This is a genomic window from Micromonospora sp. NPDC049171, assembly GCF_040648275.1.
In the GTDB taxonomy this organism is placed as follows: Bacteria; Actinomycetota; Actinomycetes; order Mycobacteriales; family Micromonosporaceae; genus Micromonospora.
Genome location: NZ_JBEZDJ010000003.1, coordinates 370,527 through 384,442, shown reverse-complemented (window position 1 = coordinate 384,442; position 13,916 = coordinate 370,527). Strand labels below are relative to the sequence as shown.

Here is a 13,916-nt window from a genome sequence, read left to right as displayed (position 1 = left end):
CAATGAGGATCTAATCAGCTCCGCGCCCAGCTTCTCGGCGCCAGCCATCTCAGGCGAGACTGGACATGTCGTTCTGCGCAAAATAAGCCCGCCTAGGAGGTAGGAATTATGGCCTTTCACGTCCCTACGATCGAGCAGGACCTGCGCCTGTTCACCGAGGTCGGTCTGCTGGCCACGCAGGAGGCCGAGCAGGTCGTCGAGGTGATCAGTGAGGTATTCCCGTTCGTCGACGCGATGGGCAACGCCGAGTCCATCCACGTCCATGTCAACGCCGACGACCTGACCCGACTGCCGAACGAAGAGGCCCTGGCTCGTGCCTGCCAGGAGACCTCGAACTCGGAGTACGAGCGCAAATTCTCCTTCGCTAGCGGCCTCAATGTCATTTTTGCCACCGAACCGACTGCTCAGGACGAATTCATTCCAGGTGCGGTCAATCGGGTGAAGCCCTACGTCGACCACCTAGGCGTCGACCTCCGCGAGGAAAGCGACGCGACGAAATTGGTGTTCGAGGCAATCCCAGGAACCGCTGCCCGCGCCGGCTGGCGGCACGTGTATCAGGATGGCCCGGTACGGTGTTGTTACACCGAGATGGGCCCGAAGCACTGGGTCTATCCCCCGGAAGGATCCGACGGCACCCGGCGGCCGATCGAATTCGCGTTCGGTGACCTGCGGTCGTCCGACGAACACCTGGGATGCGACTACCGGCCGATCGATCCGGCACACCCCCTGGCCGCCCAGGTGAGCGCGATGGTTCCCGGCTGCGGTACCCCGAGCGACGGAGTGGTCAGCGGTGCGGCCAACGCGTCAGAGCAACGGCAGGCGGTGAGCCCCGCAAAGATCTACGTCTTCGAGGAGTGCTCGTGTAATACGGCACCCTCACAGCCGCTGCTCAACGCACTACGGGAGCGGTACGACACGGCGGAGATCCAGGCGTTCGACATGGCCAAGCCCGTCGGCTTGCTCCCGCTGCCACCTGCGCTCTTCTTCGCCCTCGAAGCAGAGGGGTCGCGTTGCCTTCCCGCGCTGGTGGTGGACGGCGCCTTGCGCACCCAGGGTTGGCTGCCCACGGCGACCCAGGCAGTACAGCTCATCGACCATCCCGACGAGACGCAGTCACCGGCCAAGCGCCCAACCGCTACCACGGACGCGTGCTGTGCCACCGACTCGTCGTGCTGCTGACTGAGCGGCTCCGTCCGATCTGACCACCAGGGCGACGCCGGCGTACCCGCAACGGCAGCCGCTCCGGTGAGCGCCGCGACCCCTACCCGGGTGATGACCTCGCCCGCGCCCCCGACCGCAGTGACGACAGGAGCAGCCATGAAGATCGATGTCTTTGTCAGCAGTGACGACGACCAGGTAGCAGCCCAGCGGGTGCTGGACGCGGTACCGGGTGTGCCCGAGACCGTGACGCTGACCGCGACCAACCTCTACGGATCGACGCTGGAGGGGATCCCGGCTGTCGTGTTGCAGGTGATGCGGATCAAGCGGTCGGGCACCATGCCGCTGACCGTGGTGGACGACAAGCCGGTGATCTCCGGCGAACTCCCCACGGTCGCACAGCTCACCGACTACCTCGCCAACGGTGTCCAGACCGCGGCCGGACTCGTCGACCGCGCCGACTCGGCGGTCCAGTTCGCCACCGCCAGTCGCATGCACATCAGCATGTTCGTCAACAGCCTTGAGGAGACGGTCAAATTCTACGAGGTGTTCTTCGGACAGCCTCCGACCAAGTACCTGGCCGACTACGCCAAGTTCGAGGTCTCCGAGCCGCCGCTGGTGATCTCATTCAACCCGGATCGCAAGCCGACCCTTGGCGGCGCCGTCAACCACCTCGGAGTTCAGGTCAAAAGCACCGACATCGTCATGGCGATGAAGGAGCGGTTCGCCGCCGCTGGATTCCTCACTGACGAGGAGGTCGCCACCCCGTGCTGCTACGCCGTGCAGACCAAGGTCTGGGTGGGTGACCCCGACGGCAACCGCTGGGAGGTCTACGTCGTTACCGAGGCCGACGCAGACGAGGGCTGCGGCCCCGATTGCGCCTGTTACGCCGAGATCGCCCCAAGCCGGGTCAGCAGCGAATCCTCATCGAAGATGCCCGTGTCCGCGTGACACCGGCAGGCATGACCAGAGGACAATCGATGATCAATACAACACCGGACGCCGCAGACACCATCAGAGAGACGATCAAACTCCGGTACGGCAGCCGGGCCGCCGCGCAGGCGAGTCAGGCCACCAGCGCCGGATCCTGCTGCAGCACCGACTCCAGCTGCTGCGGCGAACGCCCGACCACCGGAGTAAACGACTTCTCCGCCGACATCTACGAACTCAACGACATGGAGGAGGTACCGCTGCGAGCCGCGCTCGCCCGGCTTGGCTGTGCGAACCCGACCGCCGTAGCGGCGCTGCGCCCCGGCGATGTCGTCCTCGATCTGGGTTCGGGCGGCGGGCTGGACGCTCTTCTCGCCGCCCGCCGCGTCGGGCCCGCCGGGCACGTGTACGGCATCGACATGACCGACGAGATGCTTGGTCTGGCGTGGCAGAACGCGGCCGAGGCGGGCGTTGGCAACGTCTCGTTCCTCAAGGGCGACATCGAGCAAATTCCGATGCCCGACGCATGCGTCGACGTTGTCATCTCCAACTGCGTCATCAACCTCGCCGTCGACAAACGACAGGTCGTCGCTGAGACATGGCGGGTGCTGCGACCGGGTGGACGGCTGGCCGTAGCCGACGTGGTGATCCGGGGAGGTTTGCCGGCCGGCTCGGCATTCGCCGACGCGCTCCGCACGGATCTCTACGCATGGGGCAGTTGTGTCGCCGGAGCCCTCAGCGACATCGACTATCTGCGACTGCTGAGCGAGCAGGGCTTCGCCGACCCGCGGATGGACATCCTGCGAGAACACGATGCCACGGATCTCTTTCCCGCTGGCCTCCCGGACTACGCCCAACTGGAACCCGTGGACGTCGTCGAGGCCATTCTGGCCCGCTTCGCCAGCGCGGTCGTACGCGCCGAGAGGCCCTGAGCGCATTTCGTCACCGATGGGGAGGGTTGATGAGCACGCGGTTCATTGTGCTGAGTGGATTCCTCGGCGCCGGCAAGACAACGACGATGACCACGGCAGCCCAACAGCTACGCGCCGCAGGTCACCGTGTCGCCGTGATCACGAACGACCAGGGCGTCGAACTCGTCGACACCGCCGTGGCAGCTGAAGGCCTGGCCGGCGTAGGCGAGGTCACCGGCGGATGCTTCTGCTGCCGCTTCGAAGACCTGCTCGCCGTGATGTCACAGCTAATCCGCCGTCAGGACGCCGATGTCATCATCGCCGAGTCGGTCGGCAGTTGCACCGATCTGACCGCTACTGTCGTCCGACCCCTGGCCGCCCTGCACGGCGACGACTTCTCCATCGCCCCGATGACGACCGTCGTCGACCCCATTCGATACCTGCGCCTGCTGCCCGACCTCGATCGGGGCGACAGCGGAAGCGACCTTACGTACCTGTATCGCAAGCAGCTCGAGGACGCGGCCGTGATCGGCGTCAACAAGATCGACCTGCTCGCGGCCGACGAGGTGGACACGGTCGTGACCTCACTGACCCGCCGATTCCCCCAAGCCGAGGTGGTGACCTACTCGGCGTCCACCCAACAGGTCGCTCCATTGCTCGACTGTTGGACCCGCGACCATACCGCGGACAGCGACGATCTCGACGTCGACTACCAGCGCTACGGCGCGGCCGAGGCCCGGCTGGCCTGGCTCGACCAGACGCTCGATCTGAAGACGCCGAGCAGCCCGTTCGAGCCGGCGGCGTGGATGCGCACCGTATTGCAGGCACTAGCCCGCGGCTGCCGCGCCGAAGAGCACATGATCGGCCACGTGAAGCTGATGTTCCAGGACGCGGCCTCGGGCACACTCACCAAGGCCAGCCTCATCGACTACGACCGGCCTTCGGCCGTCGATCTGGCCGGCGCCGCCACCTCACTCGGCGGTCGGGCGGTGCTCAACGCTCGCGTGGCCTGCGAGCCGGCTCAGCTCGAACACCTGGCTTCGGACACGGTCGCAGAGGCCGACCAGGCATGGGGTGTCCAATCACGGCTCATCAGCCAGCGCTCGTTCAAGCCGGGCCAGCCAGAGCCGACACACCGCATGTTGGTGGGGAACGCGTTCTCCGGCCAGTAAGTCACCCGCTCATGACATCGTTGGCATCGGCCCTAGCAGGCCGGGGAAAGTCGGGTAGCACTGTGAGCATCGATCGCGCCGTCCAGCAGCGATACAGCGCTGCCTCCCAGGTGGCAGAGGCGGGCCTCTGCTGCCCGGTCGACTATGACCCGCAGTACCTCAAGGTCATCCCGTCGGAGGTGCTGGAGAGGGACTACGGCTGCGGTGACCCGGTGAGTTACGTGCAGCCCGGCGAGCACGTGCTCGATCTGGGCAGCGGGGCCGGAAAGGTCTGCTTCATCGCCGCGCAGATAGTGGGATCCTCCGGCTCGGTCCTGGGCGTCGACCTCAACGACGACATGCTGGGCGTGGCACGCGGAGCCCAGGCGGAGGTGGCGCGGCGGCTCGGCTACGGCAACGTCACCTTCGCGAAGGCGCAAATCGAAGACCTCGCTCTGGACCTTGAGTTTCTCGATGGGCACCTGGGCCGTCATCCGGTGCGCTCCTATGATGACGTCCGACAGTTGGAGGAACTGTCGGACCGGCTGCGACGCGACTCGCCTCTGGTGCCCGACGGTAGCGTGGACGTGGTCATATCCAACTGCGTTCTCAACCTGGTGGCTCCACAGCGCAAGCAGGACATGTTCGGCGAGATCGCTCGCGTCCTTCGCCCGGGGGGCCGAGCGGTCATCAGCGACATCGTCAGCGACATCGATGTGCCGACCGCGATGCAGGCCGACCCGCACCTGTGGTCAGGCTGCTACAGCGGGGCCCTGCAAGAGGAACGATTCCTGGACGGCTTCACACGTGTGGGGCTCACCGGGCTGACGATCCTGAAGCGCGAGGCGCGGCCCTGGGAGACGGTGGGGGACGTGGAGTTCCGTAGCGTCACCGTCGCCGCATACAAGCCCCCGGAGAGAAGCGTGCGACCGTCCCCGCACGCGGTGGTCTACCGAGGGCCGTTCGCGACCGTCACCATCGATACGGGCCTGGAGATGGTACGGGGCCGGGTCGTACCAATCGGACCGGACGATCTCCGATCGATCCTCGCCGGCCCCTACTCGGAGCACACGTTCATTCTCGAAGCTGCCGCGGATTCCACCGACGACGCGCTGCAGCACGGGACGGCCACTGAGCCGCCGGTGTACGCGGTACCCGTAGACCAGGCATCTGGGGTGCGGCCGGAGGCTCCCCGGACCCGTTATCGCCTTGTATCCGAATCAGCTGCGTGCGAACGGGTCAACGGCCAGTGTGACTGCTGAGCAGGCCGTTTGAGCTCCTCGGTGACTGGTCAGTTGCCGATCGGCCCACATGCATCCACGCGGGTGGCTTTGCACGCGTCCCAGATAACCTGGTAGTAGGAGTGCTCGACCGGCAGATAGCCGAAGTCACGGTTCGAGCTCACGAGGCACGCCTCCGCGGCGCACCAACCGCGTTGTTCGAGGTACTCGGCGTTGATCTTCAAAGTGGCGGCGCGGATCTTGTCCCGGAGGTCGTCGGGCAACTCGGAACGCGTGACCACCGGTGAGTGCGGAGCACGCACCTCCCAGATCGACTTCAGTTCTCCCTGGGTGACGTCACCTGTGCGAATGGCGTTCTCCAGTTGGGCGTCGGCCACCAGCCCGATGGTGCAGTCGCCTCGCTTGACAGCGCGCGGGATGGTGTTCCCGGCTGGCACGACAAGTCGTTTGAAGTCCTTGTCCGGTATCAGTCCAGCCTTGGCGAACTCGAACAGCGGCAGCAAGGTGGACGTCGAGGCGGGGTCAGGGAAGCACACGGTCTTGCCGCGAAAGTCCTCGAGCGACGATGCCTGATCCGATGCTTTTGTCACGCCGAGGACCACGTATCCGGGCTGGTCACCTTTCCTGTGCTGAAGGAGGCCTGTCGGCTCAATCTTCGCGCCGTTCTGCACGGCGAGGGCGTATGAGAACGCGCCGAGTTGGGCCATGTCGACGGTGCCGGCGATGAGTGCCTCGATGACACCCGCGTAGTCGGCGGCCTGCATGGTCTCGATCTTGATGCCCACCTCCTCGGACAGTGCTCGGATGAACAGGCCGTAGTGGGCGTCGAAGGTGCTCGCCTCGCCGGCGGGCACCGCAGCGAATGTGATCTTGTCGGGCCAGCTTGTCTGCGGCGCGCCCGCGTCGTCTCCGCCGCAGGCGGTAGTCGTGGCAACGAGGGTGGCGGCTACCGCCCAGGTTGTGAAACGGCGTCTTCTGGTCATCGCTGCTCCTCAGCTTGTGGAAACGACGTGATGGTGCGCCAGCTGGTCGAGGAGGCAGCGATGTCTCGGTGGCGCTGGTCGTCCCCGGCTTCCCTTGGCGGTGATGATCTCGCTGTGCTGTCCCTGAGCGGGCGCTACGGCAGATGCGCCTCGACGGGCACTGCTGGGCCCTGAGGACTGTCGGCGGTGTAGTTGGTTTCGCCCGGTTCACGCTGGTAGATCTGCATGACGGCGGCGGTGTCCAGCTCGCTGGTGGGTTGATCGAGGACGGTTCGTCCGGCGCGTAGGCCGAGTACGCGATGTGCCCACCCAAGCGCCATGTCGACCTGGTGCAGGCTGCAGATGACCGTCAGGTGTTCCTCGGTGCAGATGCGCTGCAGAATCTCCATAACTTGCAGAGACGATTCCGGGTCGAGGGACGCGACGGGTTCGTCGGCGAGCAGGAGCTTGGGCTTCTGCATCAGTGCGCGGGCTATCGCCACTCGTTGCTGTTCCCCGCCCGAGAGCGTGTCGGCTCGCTGGAAGGCTTTGTGACCGAGCCCGACCCGGTCCAGGTGATCGAGGGATTCCCGGCGTAGGGCGCGGGGGTAGGTGCCTATGCCGAGCCTCGGCCACCGCAGTCGGCCCAGCGCGCCGGAGAGCACGTTCTCCATGCACGTTATCCGGCCCACCAGGTTGAACTGCTGGAAGATGAATCCCACCTCGCTGCGCAACTCCTGGAGCGCGCGTCCTCGGGCGGTGATGACGTCGGTGCCCAGCACGGACACTGTGCCGGCCGATGGCTGGTGCAGGCCGTTGAGGAGCCGCAGCAGTGTGGATTTGCCCGACCCGGACAGCCCGATGACGGCGAGGAACTGTCCCGCGGGCAGAGTGAAGGTGACATCGTCAACGGCGGTATGGGTGCCGAAGCGTTTGCTGAGGTGGGCGACGGCGACAACCGGCGCCTGGGGTGCGGTGCCGGGTGGTGTCACAGGATCCTCTTTCTGATCAGGTCGGCGCAGCGCTCGACGATGAAGACAGTCGCGAAGATGACGATCAGAACGGCAGTAGTGGTGTGGAACTGCAGGGTGTGCACAGACTGATAGGTGATGAACCCGATCCCACCCGCCCCGACCACACCGACGATCGTCGACGACCGGATGGTGCTGTCCAGCGTGAACAGGACGGTGGACACGAACGATGGAGCCACCTGGGGGATGACGGCGGTGGAGACCTGCTGCGTACGAGACGCTCCGGCCGCGCGAAGTGCCGCGGCAGGCCCCGGGTCGAGGTGCTCGATGGCGTCGGCCATGAGTTTGGCGGTCATCCCGATGGTGGCGAGACCGAGTGCGATCGCTCCGGCGAAGGGACCGAGCCCGAACGCCGAGACGAAGATCAATGCCATCAGCAATGGAGGGAGCCCGCGCGACAGGACGATGACGAACCGGGCAGCGTGGTAGACCGCCGGATGTGGTGCGACGGTGCGGGCCGCGAAAGCCGCGATGGGCACACTGAGCAGGGTTGCGATCGCGGTGGCTGTGACGGCGATGGTCAAGGTTTCGAGTAGGGCGTCGGGCAGCGAGGAGGCGACCGAGGCGAAATCCGGTGGCCAGAAGTCGGCGAAGCCGGCGATGAGTTCCGGCACCGCCCGTAGCACCGTCCAAGGGCTGATTCCCAGCCCGGCGAAGCTGGCTGCGGTTAGTCCGCAAGCCGTGATGATGGCGCCCAGGCGCGTGATGCGGTCGCGGGTCCACGGCGGGGAGAGGCGCTGCCGTCCTGCACCGTCTGTCGACACGGCCCAGACGCTGCTGTCGCGGTGGGTAATTAGCCGGCCACGGATCACTGCGGATAGGCGTTCTACCATGATCACCAGGACGATGATGATCAGAGCGACGCCCAAGCCTTTCTGGTACTGCAGTGTGCGCAGGGTGGTGTACAGCTCGAACCCGATCCCGCCCGCACCAACGAAGCCCAGAATGGCGGAGGCGGCCACGTTCATGTCGAGTCGATACAGGCCGACCGATACGAACGATGGCATCACCTGCGGCAGGACGCCTGTGACAATGATGTGCAGACGCCGTGCGCCGACTGCGGTCAGTGCCTGGGTGACACCAGGGTCGACCTCCTCGATGGTGTCGGCGAAAAGCTTGCCGATCATTCCGGTCGAGTAGACGGCGATCGCCAGCACGCCCGGCAGGACCCCGACTCCCAGCACGCGTACGAAGATGAGGGCGTAGATCAGATCGGGTATGGAACGGGCGCCGAGGATGACCGCGCGGGCCAGTGCCCGCACCGCAGGGTGCGGGGAGGTGTTGCCGGCGGCCAGGAACGCGAGCGGCACAGAGAGCAGTAGCGCCAGGGCGGTGCCGGTGACCGCCATCATGATGGTGTCCAACAGGGGCTTCGCCAGCCGGGCGTAGTCCGGCGTCTCGATGGGCGTCATCCGTGCCAACAGGTTGCCCATGTCGGTCCAGCCCTCGACGAGCCGGGTCGGTTCGACTCCGACCTGGCTGGCCGAGACGACCGTCAACGCCAGGCACATCGCCGCCGCGGCATATGCCGTTATCCGTCGCCGGGTCCAGGGCGGGCTCAGTCGCCGTCGACGTGGTTGACCGGTGTTGTTGGTAGGCGGCGGCCGGTCGACGGTGGCGCTGCCGGGGGGTGCGGACAACGCCGCCGTCCTTTCCTCAGCCGGAAAACGGTCAGCCGCCGAGAGGGCCGCACGCCTCGATCCTGGTGGCTTTGCAGGCATCCCAAATCACCTGGTAGTAGCTTGCCTCCACGGGTATGTAGCCAAAATCGGCGCTGGCGCTGATGAGGCACTTGTCGCCGCTGCAGTGACCGTTTTGCTCGAGCCACTCAGCGTTGATCTTGTTGACTGCGGTCTTGAGCTTGTCGCGCAGTTCCTGGGGCAACTGCGTCCTGGCGGCGAGTGGCGATCCGGGCGCCTGCACCTGCCACACGACCTTGAGGTCGTCTTTGCCGACGTCGCCCTGCCTGATCGCAGTTTCGAGCTGCGCCTGCGAGGCCATTCCCAGATCACAGTCGCCCTTCTGGACCGTCCGGGGGATTGTCGCTCCAGCAGGCACGGTCAGCCGCTTGAAGTCCTTGTCTGGCTCCATATTCACCTTGCTGAACTCGAAGAGCGGGATCAGCGTGGTGGTAGATGCCGGGTCCGGCAGACACACGGTCCGACCCTTCGAGCCTTCCAGGCCGTTGATGGTGCTGGACGACTTCACCAGGCCGTAGATGGTGTAGCCGGCTTTGTCGCCCTTCGCATGGATGCGTACCCCGGATGGCTCCAGCGACGCGCCGTTCTGCACGCCGAGGGCGTAGGAGAACGCGCCAAGCTGCGCGATGTCCACGTTGCCGGCGATCATTCCTTCGATGACGGCGGCGTAGTCGGCGGCCTGGAAGGTTTCGATCTTGATGCCGACTTCCTTCGACAGGGCGGTCACAAATGGGCCGAAGTCATCGTTGAACGTACGCGCCTCACCGCTCGGAGTGGCGGCGAACACGAGCTTGTCAGGCCATTCAGTAGCCGCGTTGCCGGCGGATTCCTCGGTCGAGCAAGCGCCAATGGTTGTCACGGCCGTTATCGAGGCAAGAATCAGGGCGGCAACGCGGGACGTTTTCCACATCAGGTTATGGCTCCAATCAGCCGTTGTGCAGGGGTACGTGCCGACGCGGTCGACCTGGCGGCCAGCCCGGATCACCTGGGCTTTGAGGTGCTTGACCCGCAGGGTCGCCAACTCGCGAGTGGGGCTGATCCGACACGTGGCCCGTGCGTGGGCATGTGGTGCTCAGCACCGTCGCGGCGCCTCGGAGGCGCCCGGCGCAGCCCGGGACTCTCGCCTCACCTGGTACCTCATTGCTGCTCCTACGTGAACGACTCGGGAGGTGGGCGGCGGAGCAGGCTAGCTGAAGACCTCCGGCGCAGGCGCTTGCACGGGCTCGCTGGCAAGGTGAGCCGCCTCCACAGGTGTCGGGATCCGCTGCGTGACGACCGGATACCCGTCGACGACGGTTAGGGGCAGCGGGCAACTGTCCTTGAGTCGCCACAGGGCAACCACCACGTCCGGATATTCCTCGGGGTACTCGGCGGTGAGCAGCTTGGTCCGCATCGGGGTGCCAGCCAGCCCGGCGAAGACGGCGGTCGCCGCACGGTCCTCGGCGTCGTTCTTGACGTAGACCACGATGCCCGCCATGTCGTCTGGAAGCGCCGAGCGGCGGCTTTCCTCCCAGGGAAGAGCCTGGAGGGCCAGCGGATGGGTCGGATCGATCGGACGGTGGTCGCAGCCCAGGTAGTCCTCATTGATGATGAGTTGGCCGAAGGCGAACTCGACCGGGCGCCGCCAGTCGCTCGCGCCGTCCGGACCGAAGGCCCAGTGCTTCTCCGCGACCTGGGTGTGCGCGCCGTAGACCGGCCGGCCCGGGCCGCCCTGGCGTACGGTGCGCCAGCCGTCCCGGGTGCCAAGGGTGGGTATGCCATCAAACCGCTTCCGGGTGCCTGCGTCCTCATGCCGCAGGTCGACACCAAGGTGGTCCACGAACGGTCGGGGCAGGGTGACCGCACCCCTGATCAAATCGTCCTGGGAGATTGGAAATGAGGAAAAGATGACGTTGATGCTTCCGGGTAGGCGGTACTTGACGTAGCCGGGCGCCTTCCAGCGCTCAAGCTCACCGTGTACGCCGAGTTCGGCATGCGGCAGGTCGGCCAGGTCGTCGACCTTCACGTGGATGTGCAGTGAATCCGCAGCGGCCACGGCCTCGGCATACACGTACGCGTCATCGATGAGAGACAGCACCTGATCGGGTTCGCGACGGGCGAGCAACTGCCGGCCGACCAGGTATTCCAGTTCCTGTTCCACGCGTGCAGGGTCGAACGCCATGGCGTCGGTTCCTCCCCCGTGCCACTGCGACCGGATCCATTTACGAACGCGGTCATCATCAGTGGAATCTGATGTCACTCGTTCTGGTTGAGGCTAATGGGGTGGCCATCGATGGGGCAAGCCTCGTACTGGCATCTGGCCGGACACCGGCTGTCCGGTTAGCGTCATACCTGGCGAGTGACCTGCACAAAGGTGTCGTGATAGGACGATCCGCCTGCCTCGGTCAGGCTGTCGTCCGTGAGCAGGTTGACCGTGGCGCCATCGTTTCGGCCGGGGCTCACAGTCCAGGCCCCGAAGACCGCCGCGACCACTCCCGGCAGCACGCAGGTGCTGACCCGGGCGTAGAAGCTCAAGGAGTCTTGCTGGTTGTGCACGTGCACCGGATCGCCGTCGGCGATGCCACGTTCGTCCGCGTCGTCTGGATGTAGGTCCAGCCACGGGCCCCCGTCGCGCCGCCCCCGCTCGGTGTCCGCGTAGGTGGAGTTCATGGAACGCAATCCTTTGACCGACAGCAGCTGCAACGGCCAACGAGCATCGGTGGGCTGTGCGGGCAACGCTGTCGAGGCCGCGCGGGCTCCGGCGTCAAGATGGGCCCGCCGGTCGGAGGTGGGAAAGCCATCGACAAAGGGAACATAGGGTTGCGGCAGGTTGAGACGCTGCCAGCCGCCGTGCTCGGCAAGGCTGGCCGCGGTGATGCCGGTCAAATGCGGGTGCGGTGAGTCCAGCGCGGTGGCGATGAGATCTTCGTCGGTGTCGCGGAAGCATGGATTGACGAAGCCCATCCGCCTGGCGAGGTCGCGAAAGAGGTCGGTGACGCTGATCGCGTCCCCGGGTGGTGCCACCGCCGGAAGATTGAGCGTGAGGTCGACATGCCCCCACGACTTCATCAGGTCGAGATGCTCCAGCTGGCTTGTCGCCGGAAGCACGATGTCGGCGTATCGGGCCGTGTCCGTCAGAACATGCTCGTGGACAACTGTGAACAGATCGTCACGCCTCAGCCCGGCGCGGACCAATCGCTGTCGGGGCAGGATCACCGCTGGATTGCTGCCGTGCACGAACAACGCTCGCACCGGCGGATCCAACTCCGGATCCGTGAGGGCCCGGCCCAACTGCACCATGTTGATCCGACGGCGCGGACCCGGGGCGAGGTGCGGCATCTTGAGGCCCACCATGTTGAAGGCGTCCATGAAGTGCGGCGAGGTGTGGTAGGCCAGCCCTCCACCATGCTTGCGCCAGGCCCCCGTCAGCGACGGTAGACAAGCGATAGCGGCGTACGCGGCCGCTCCGTGCGTGTGGTGCTCCATGCCGACCAGCAGTCGGATCAGCGATGGGCTGCCGATGGCGTATTCGTGGGCCAACCTGACGATGTCCTGTGCGCGAAGGCCGGTGATCTCCGCGGTGCGTGCCGGGGTGAACTCGGCAACGGCGGCGCGCAGCTCGGCAACTCCACTGGTGTGTGTGGCGATCCACCGCTCATCGGTGAGCTCATGCTCGAAGATCACGTGTGCCAGACCGAGTGCGAGTGCGGTGTCGGTACCAGGGCGGGGAGCGATGTGCCAGTCGGCGGCGCGTGCCGTCCGGGTGGCGACCGGGTCGATGACGATGAGCCGGGCACCCGCCTGTCGGGCCCTGAGCATCGCCGGCCAGAGGTGTTGCGTGGTGACGACAGGGTTGGCACCCCACACGATGATCAGCCGGGCATGCTCGGCATCCTCGGGCAGCACCCCGGTGGTGGTCCCGTTGACTGCGGCGACCCCCAGTCCGCCGGTAGGCCCGCAGATCGCCTTGACGAGCTCAGTAGCGCCCAGCCGGGCGAAGAACCGTTCACTCATCGATTTCGACTGCAGCAGGCCCTGGGTGCCCTCGTAGCTGAATGGCACGACCGCCGCCGGACCGACGTCGAGGACGATCCCGGCCAGCCGCGCCGCGACCTCTTCGAGGGCCTCGTCCAGGTCGATCTCGGCGAATCGCCCATCGCCTTTGTCACCGGTGCGTCGCAGTGCCCGGGTCAGGCGCTGCGAACTGTAGACCCGGTCTTCCAGATAGCCGGCAACCTTGCCGCACAGCCGACCGGCGGTCAGTGGATGGGCGGGATTGCCCTGCAGCGCCACCGCCCGTCCGCTGTCATCGACCCTGACCAGCCAGCTGCACCGGTCCGGGCAGTCATGCGGGCACGCTCCAGTTACGGTGCGGGACACGGTAGGCCTCCTGGGAAGGTGCGCGTGCCGGATGACCCCTGCGGCAGGATTCAGGACGGCAGCAGACTGGGTGCCGGGCCGTACGTCTTGCCGTTGGTGAATCGAGCCAGTTCCTCCAGCGTCGGCAGTCGCTGCGCTACCACCGGGTGCCCGTCTACCACCGTCAGCGGCAACGGCCACGAACCCATGTGTGCGGCGACCTCGGCAACCACCTCCGGACGCGCGCCGGACTCGTCACGGGCGAGCAGGCGGGTGCGCATTCGACAGCAGTCGGGCGGGTCCGCGAGCAGGTCGAACGTCGCCAGGGCCGACCTGCTCTCATCCTCGTCGTTGACGTAGACGACCAGTCCCTTGGAGTCATCAACAGGCGCCGCGCAGGCGGCGCCGATCTCGGTCAGCGGAATACCTACAGGCTGTACGTTCACGAGGTGCCTCCCCGAATCGGCAAACGTCTGTACAAGCGCAGCTCCCGT

General features: G+C 66.0%; 12 protein-coding genes. 5 read left to right on the top strand and 7 right to left on the bottom strand.

All coding sequences use genetic code 11. The annotated features are described in order from the left end of the window. Positions 1–108 precede the first annotated feature (108 nt). The 5 genes from AB0B14_RS06120 (at position 109) to AB0B14_RS06100 (ending at position 5,412) form a co-directional block, all read left to right on the top strand. On the top strand, positions 109–1,179 hold the full coding sequence (locus tag AB0B14_RS06120; RefSeq protein WP_357064655.1) for an arsenic metallochaperone ArsD family protein: 1,071 nt from the start codon (positions 109–111) through the stop codon (positions 1,177–1,179). Positions 1,180–1,245: 66 nt separating this feature from the next. Continuing rightward, on the top strand, positions 1,246–2,109 hold the full coding sequence (locus tag AB0B14_RS06115; protein ID WP_357064656.1) for an ArsI/CadI family heavy metal resistance metalloenzyme: 864 nt from the start codon (positions 1,246–1,248) through the stop codon (positions 2,107–2,109). A 29-nt stretch (positions 2,110–2,138) separates the two neighbouring features. Then, entirely contained in the window at positions 2,139–3,020 is an 882-nt protein-coding gene (arsM, locus tag AB0B14_RS06110; protein WP_357064657.1) for an arsenite methyltransferase, read from the top strand. Between the two features lie 29 nt (positions 3,021–3,049). Further along, a complete protein-coding gene (locus tag AB0B14_RS06105) occupies positions 3,050–4,171 on the top strand; it encodes a GTP-binding protein (protein ID WP_357064659.1) in 1,122 nt (373 codons plus the stop codon). Next, on the top strand, positions 4,069–5,412 hold the full coding sequence (locus tag AB0B14_RS06100) for a methyltransferase domain-containing protein (RefSeq protein ID WP_357521609.1): 1,344 nt from the start codon (positions 4,069–4,071) through the stop codon (positions 5,410–5,412). The genes AB0B14_RS06105 and AB0B14_RS06100 overlap by 103 nt, the downstream gene beginning before the upstream one ends. A gap of 29 nt (positions 5,413–5,441) precedes the next feature. Here the strand turns inward: AB0B14_RS06100 and phnD (AB0B14_RS06095) are convergent, their stop codons facing one another. From phnD (AB0B14_RS06095) to AB0B14_RS06065, 7 genes are all read right to left on the bottom strand, one after another. Next, positions 5,442–6,374 carry a phosphate/phosphite/phosphonate ABC transporter substrate-binding protein gene (gene phnD, locus AB0B14_RS06095; RefSeq protein ID WP_357064662.1) on the bottom strand — a complete coding sequence of 311 codons (933 nt, stop codon included), beginning with the start codon at positions 6,372–6,374 and terminating at the stop codon, positions 5,442–5,444. Positions 6,375–6,508: 134 nt separating this feature from the next. After that, on the bottom strand, positions 6,509–7,345 hold the full coding sequence (gene phnC / locus AB0B14_RS06090) for a phosphonate ABC transporter ATP-binding protein (RefSeq protein ID WP_357064664.1): 837 nt from the start codon (positions 7,343–7,345) through the stop codon (positions 6,509–6,511). Continuing rightward, positions 7,342–9,105: a phosphonate ABC transporter, permease protein PhnE gene (gene phnE / locus AB0B14_RS06085; protein ID WP_357064666.1), complete on the bottom strand. Its 1,764-nt coding sequence runs from the start codon at positions 9,103–9,105 to the stop codon at positions 7,342–7,344. Before phnE ends, phnC begins: the two co-directional genes overlap by 4 nt. Then, entirely contained in the window at positions 9,056–10,105 is a 1,050-nt protein-coding gene (gene phnD / locus AB0B14_RS06080) for a phosphate/phosphite/phosphonate ABC transporter substrate-binding protein (protein WP_357521607.1), read from the bottom strand. The genes phnE and phnD (AB0B14_RS06080) overlap by 50 nt, the downstream gene beginning before the upstream one ends. A gap of 165 nt (positions 10,106–10,270) precedes the next feature. Beyond that, entirely contained in the window at positions 10,271–11,245 is a 975-nt protein-coding gene (locus AB0B14_RS06075) for a hypothetical protein (protein WP_357064670.1), read from the bottom strand. A gap of 164 nt (positions 11,246–11,409) precedes the next feature. Continuing rightward, entirely contained in the window at positions 11,410–13,443 is a 2,034-nt protein-coding gene (locus AB0B14_RS06070; RefSeq protein WP_357521605.1) for a molybdopterin-dependent oxidoreductase, read from the bottom strand. A 50-nt stretch (positions 13,444–13,493) separates the two neighbouring features. Beyond that, positions 13,494–13,868, bottom strand: a complete 375-nt coding sequence (locus AB0B14_RS06065; protein ID WP_357064673.1) for a hypothetical protein — start codon at positions 13,866–13,868, stop codon at positions 13,494–13,496. Positions 13,869–13,916 lie beyond the last annotated feature (48 nt).

Excerpts from the sequence above, each read along its gene's own strand:
- AB0B14_RS06120 (WP_357064655.1), top strand. The coding sequence starts at position 109 with ATGGCCTTTCACGTCCCTACGATCGAGCAGGACCTGCGCCTGTTCACC.
- arsM (WP_357064657.1), top strand. The coding sequence starts at position 2,139 with ATGATCAATACAACACCGGACGCCGCAGACACCATCAGAGAGACGATC.
- AB0B14_RS06105 (WP_357064659.1), top strand. The coding sequence starts at position 3,050 with ATGAGCACGCGGTTCATTGTGCTGAGTGGATTCCTCGGCGCCGGCAAG.
- AB0B14_RS06100 (WP_357521609.1), top strand. The coding sequence starts at position 4,069 with ATGGGGTGTCCAATCACGGCTCATCAGCCAGCGCTCGTTCAAGCCGGG.
- phnD (WP_357064662.1), bottom strand. The coding sequence starts at position 6,374 with ATGACCAGAAGACGCCGTTTCACAACCTGGGCGGTAGCCGCCACCCTC.
- phnE (WP_357064666.1), bottom strand. The coding sequence starts at position 9,105 with ATGCCTGCAAAGCCACCAGGATCGAGGCGTGCGGCCCTCTCGGCGGCT.
- AB0B14_RS06075 (WP_357064670.1), bottom strand. The coding sequence starts at position 11,245 with ATGGCGTTCGACCCTGCACGCGTGGAACAGGAACTGGAATACCTGGTC.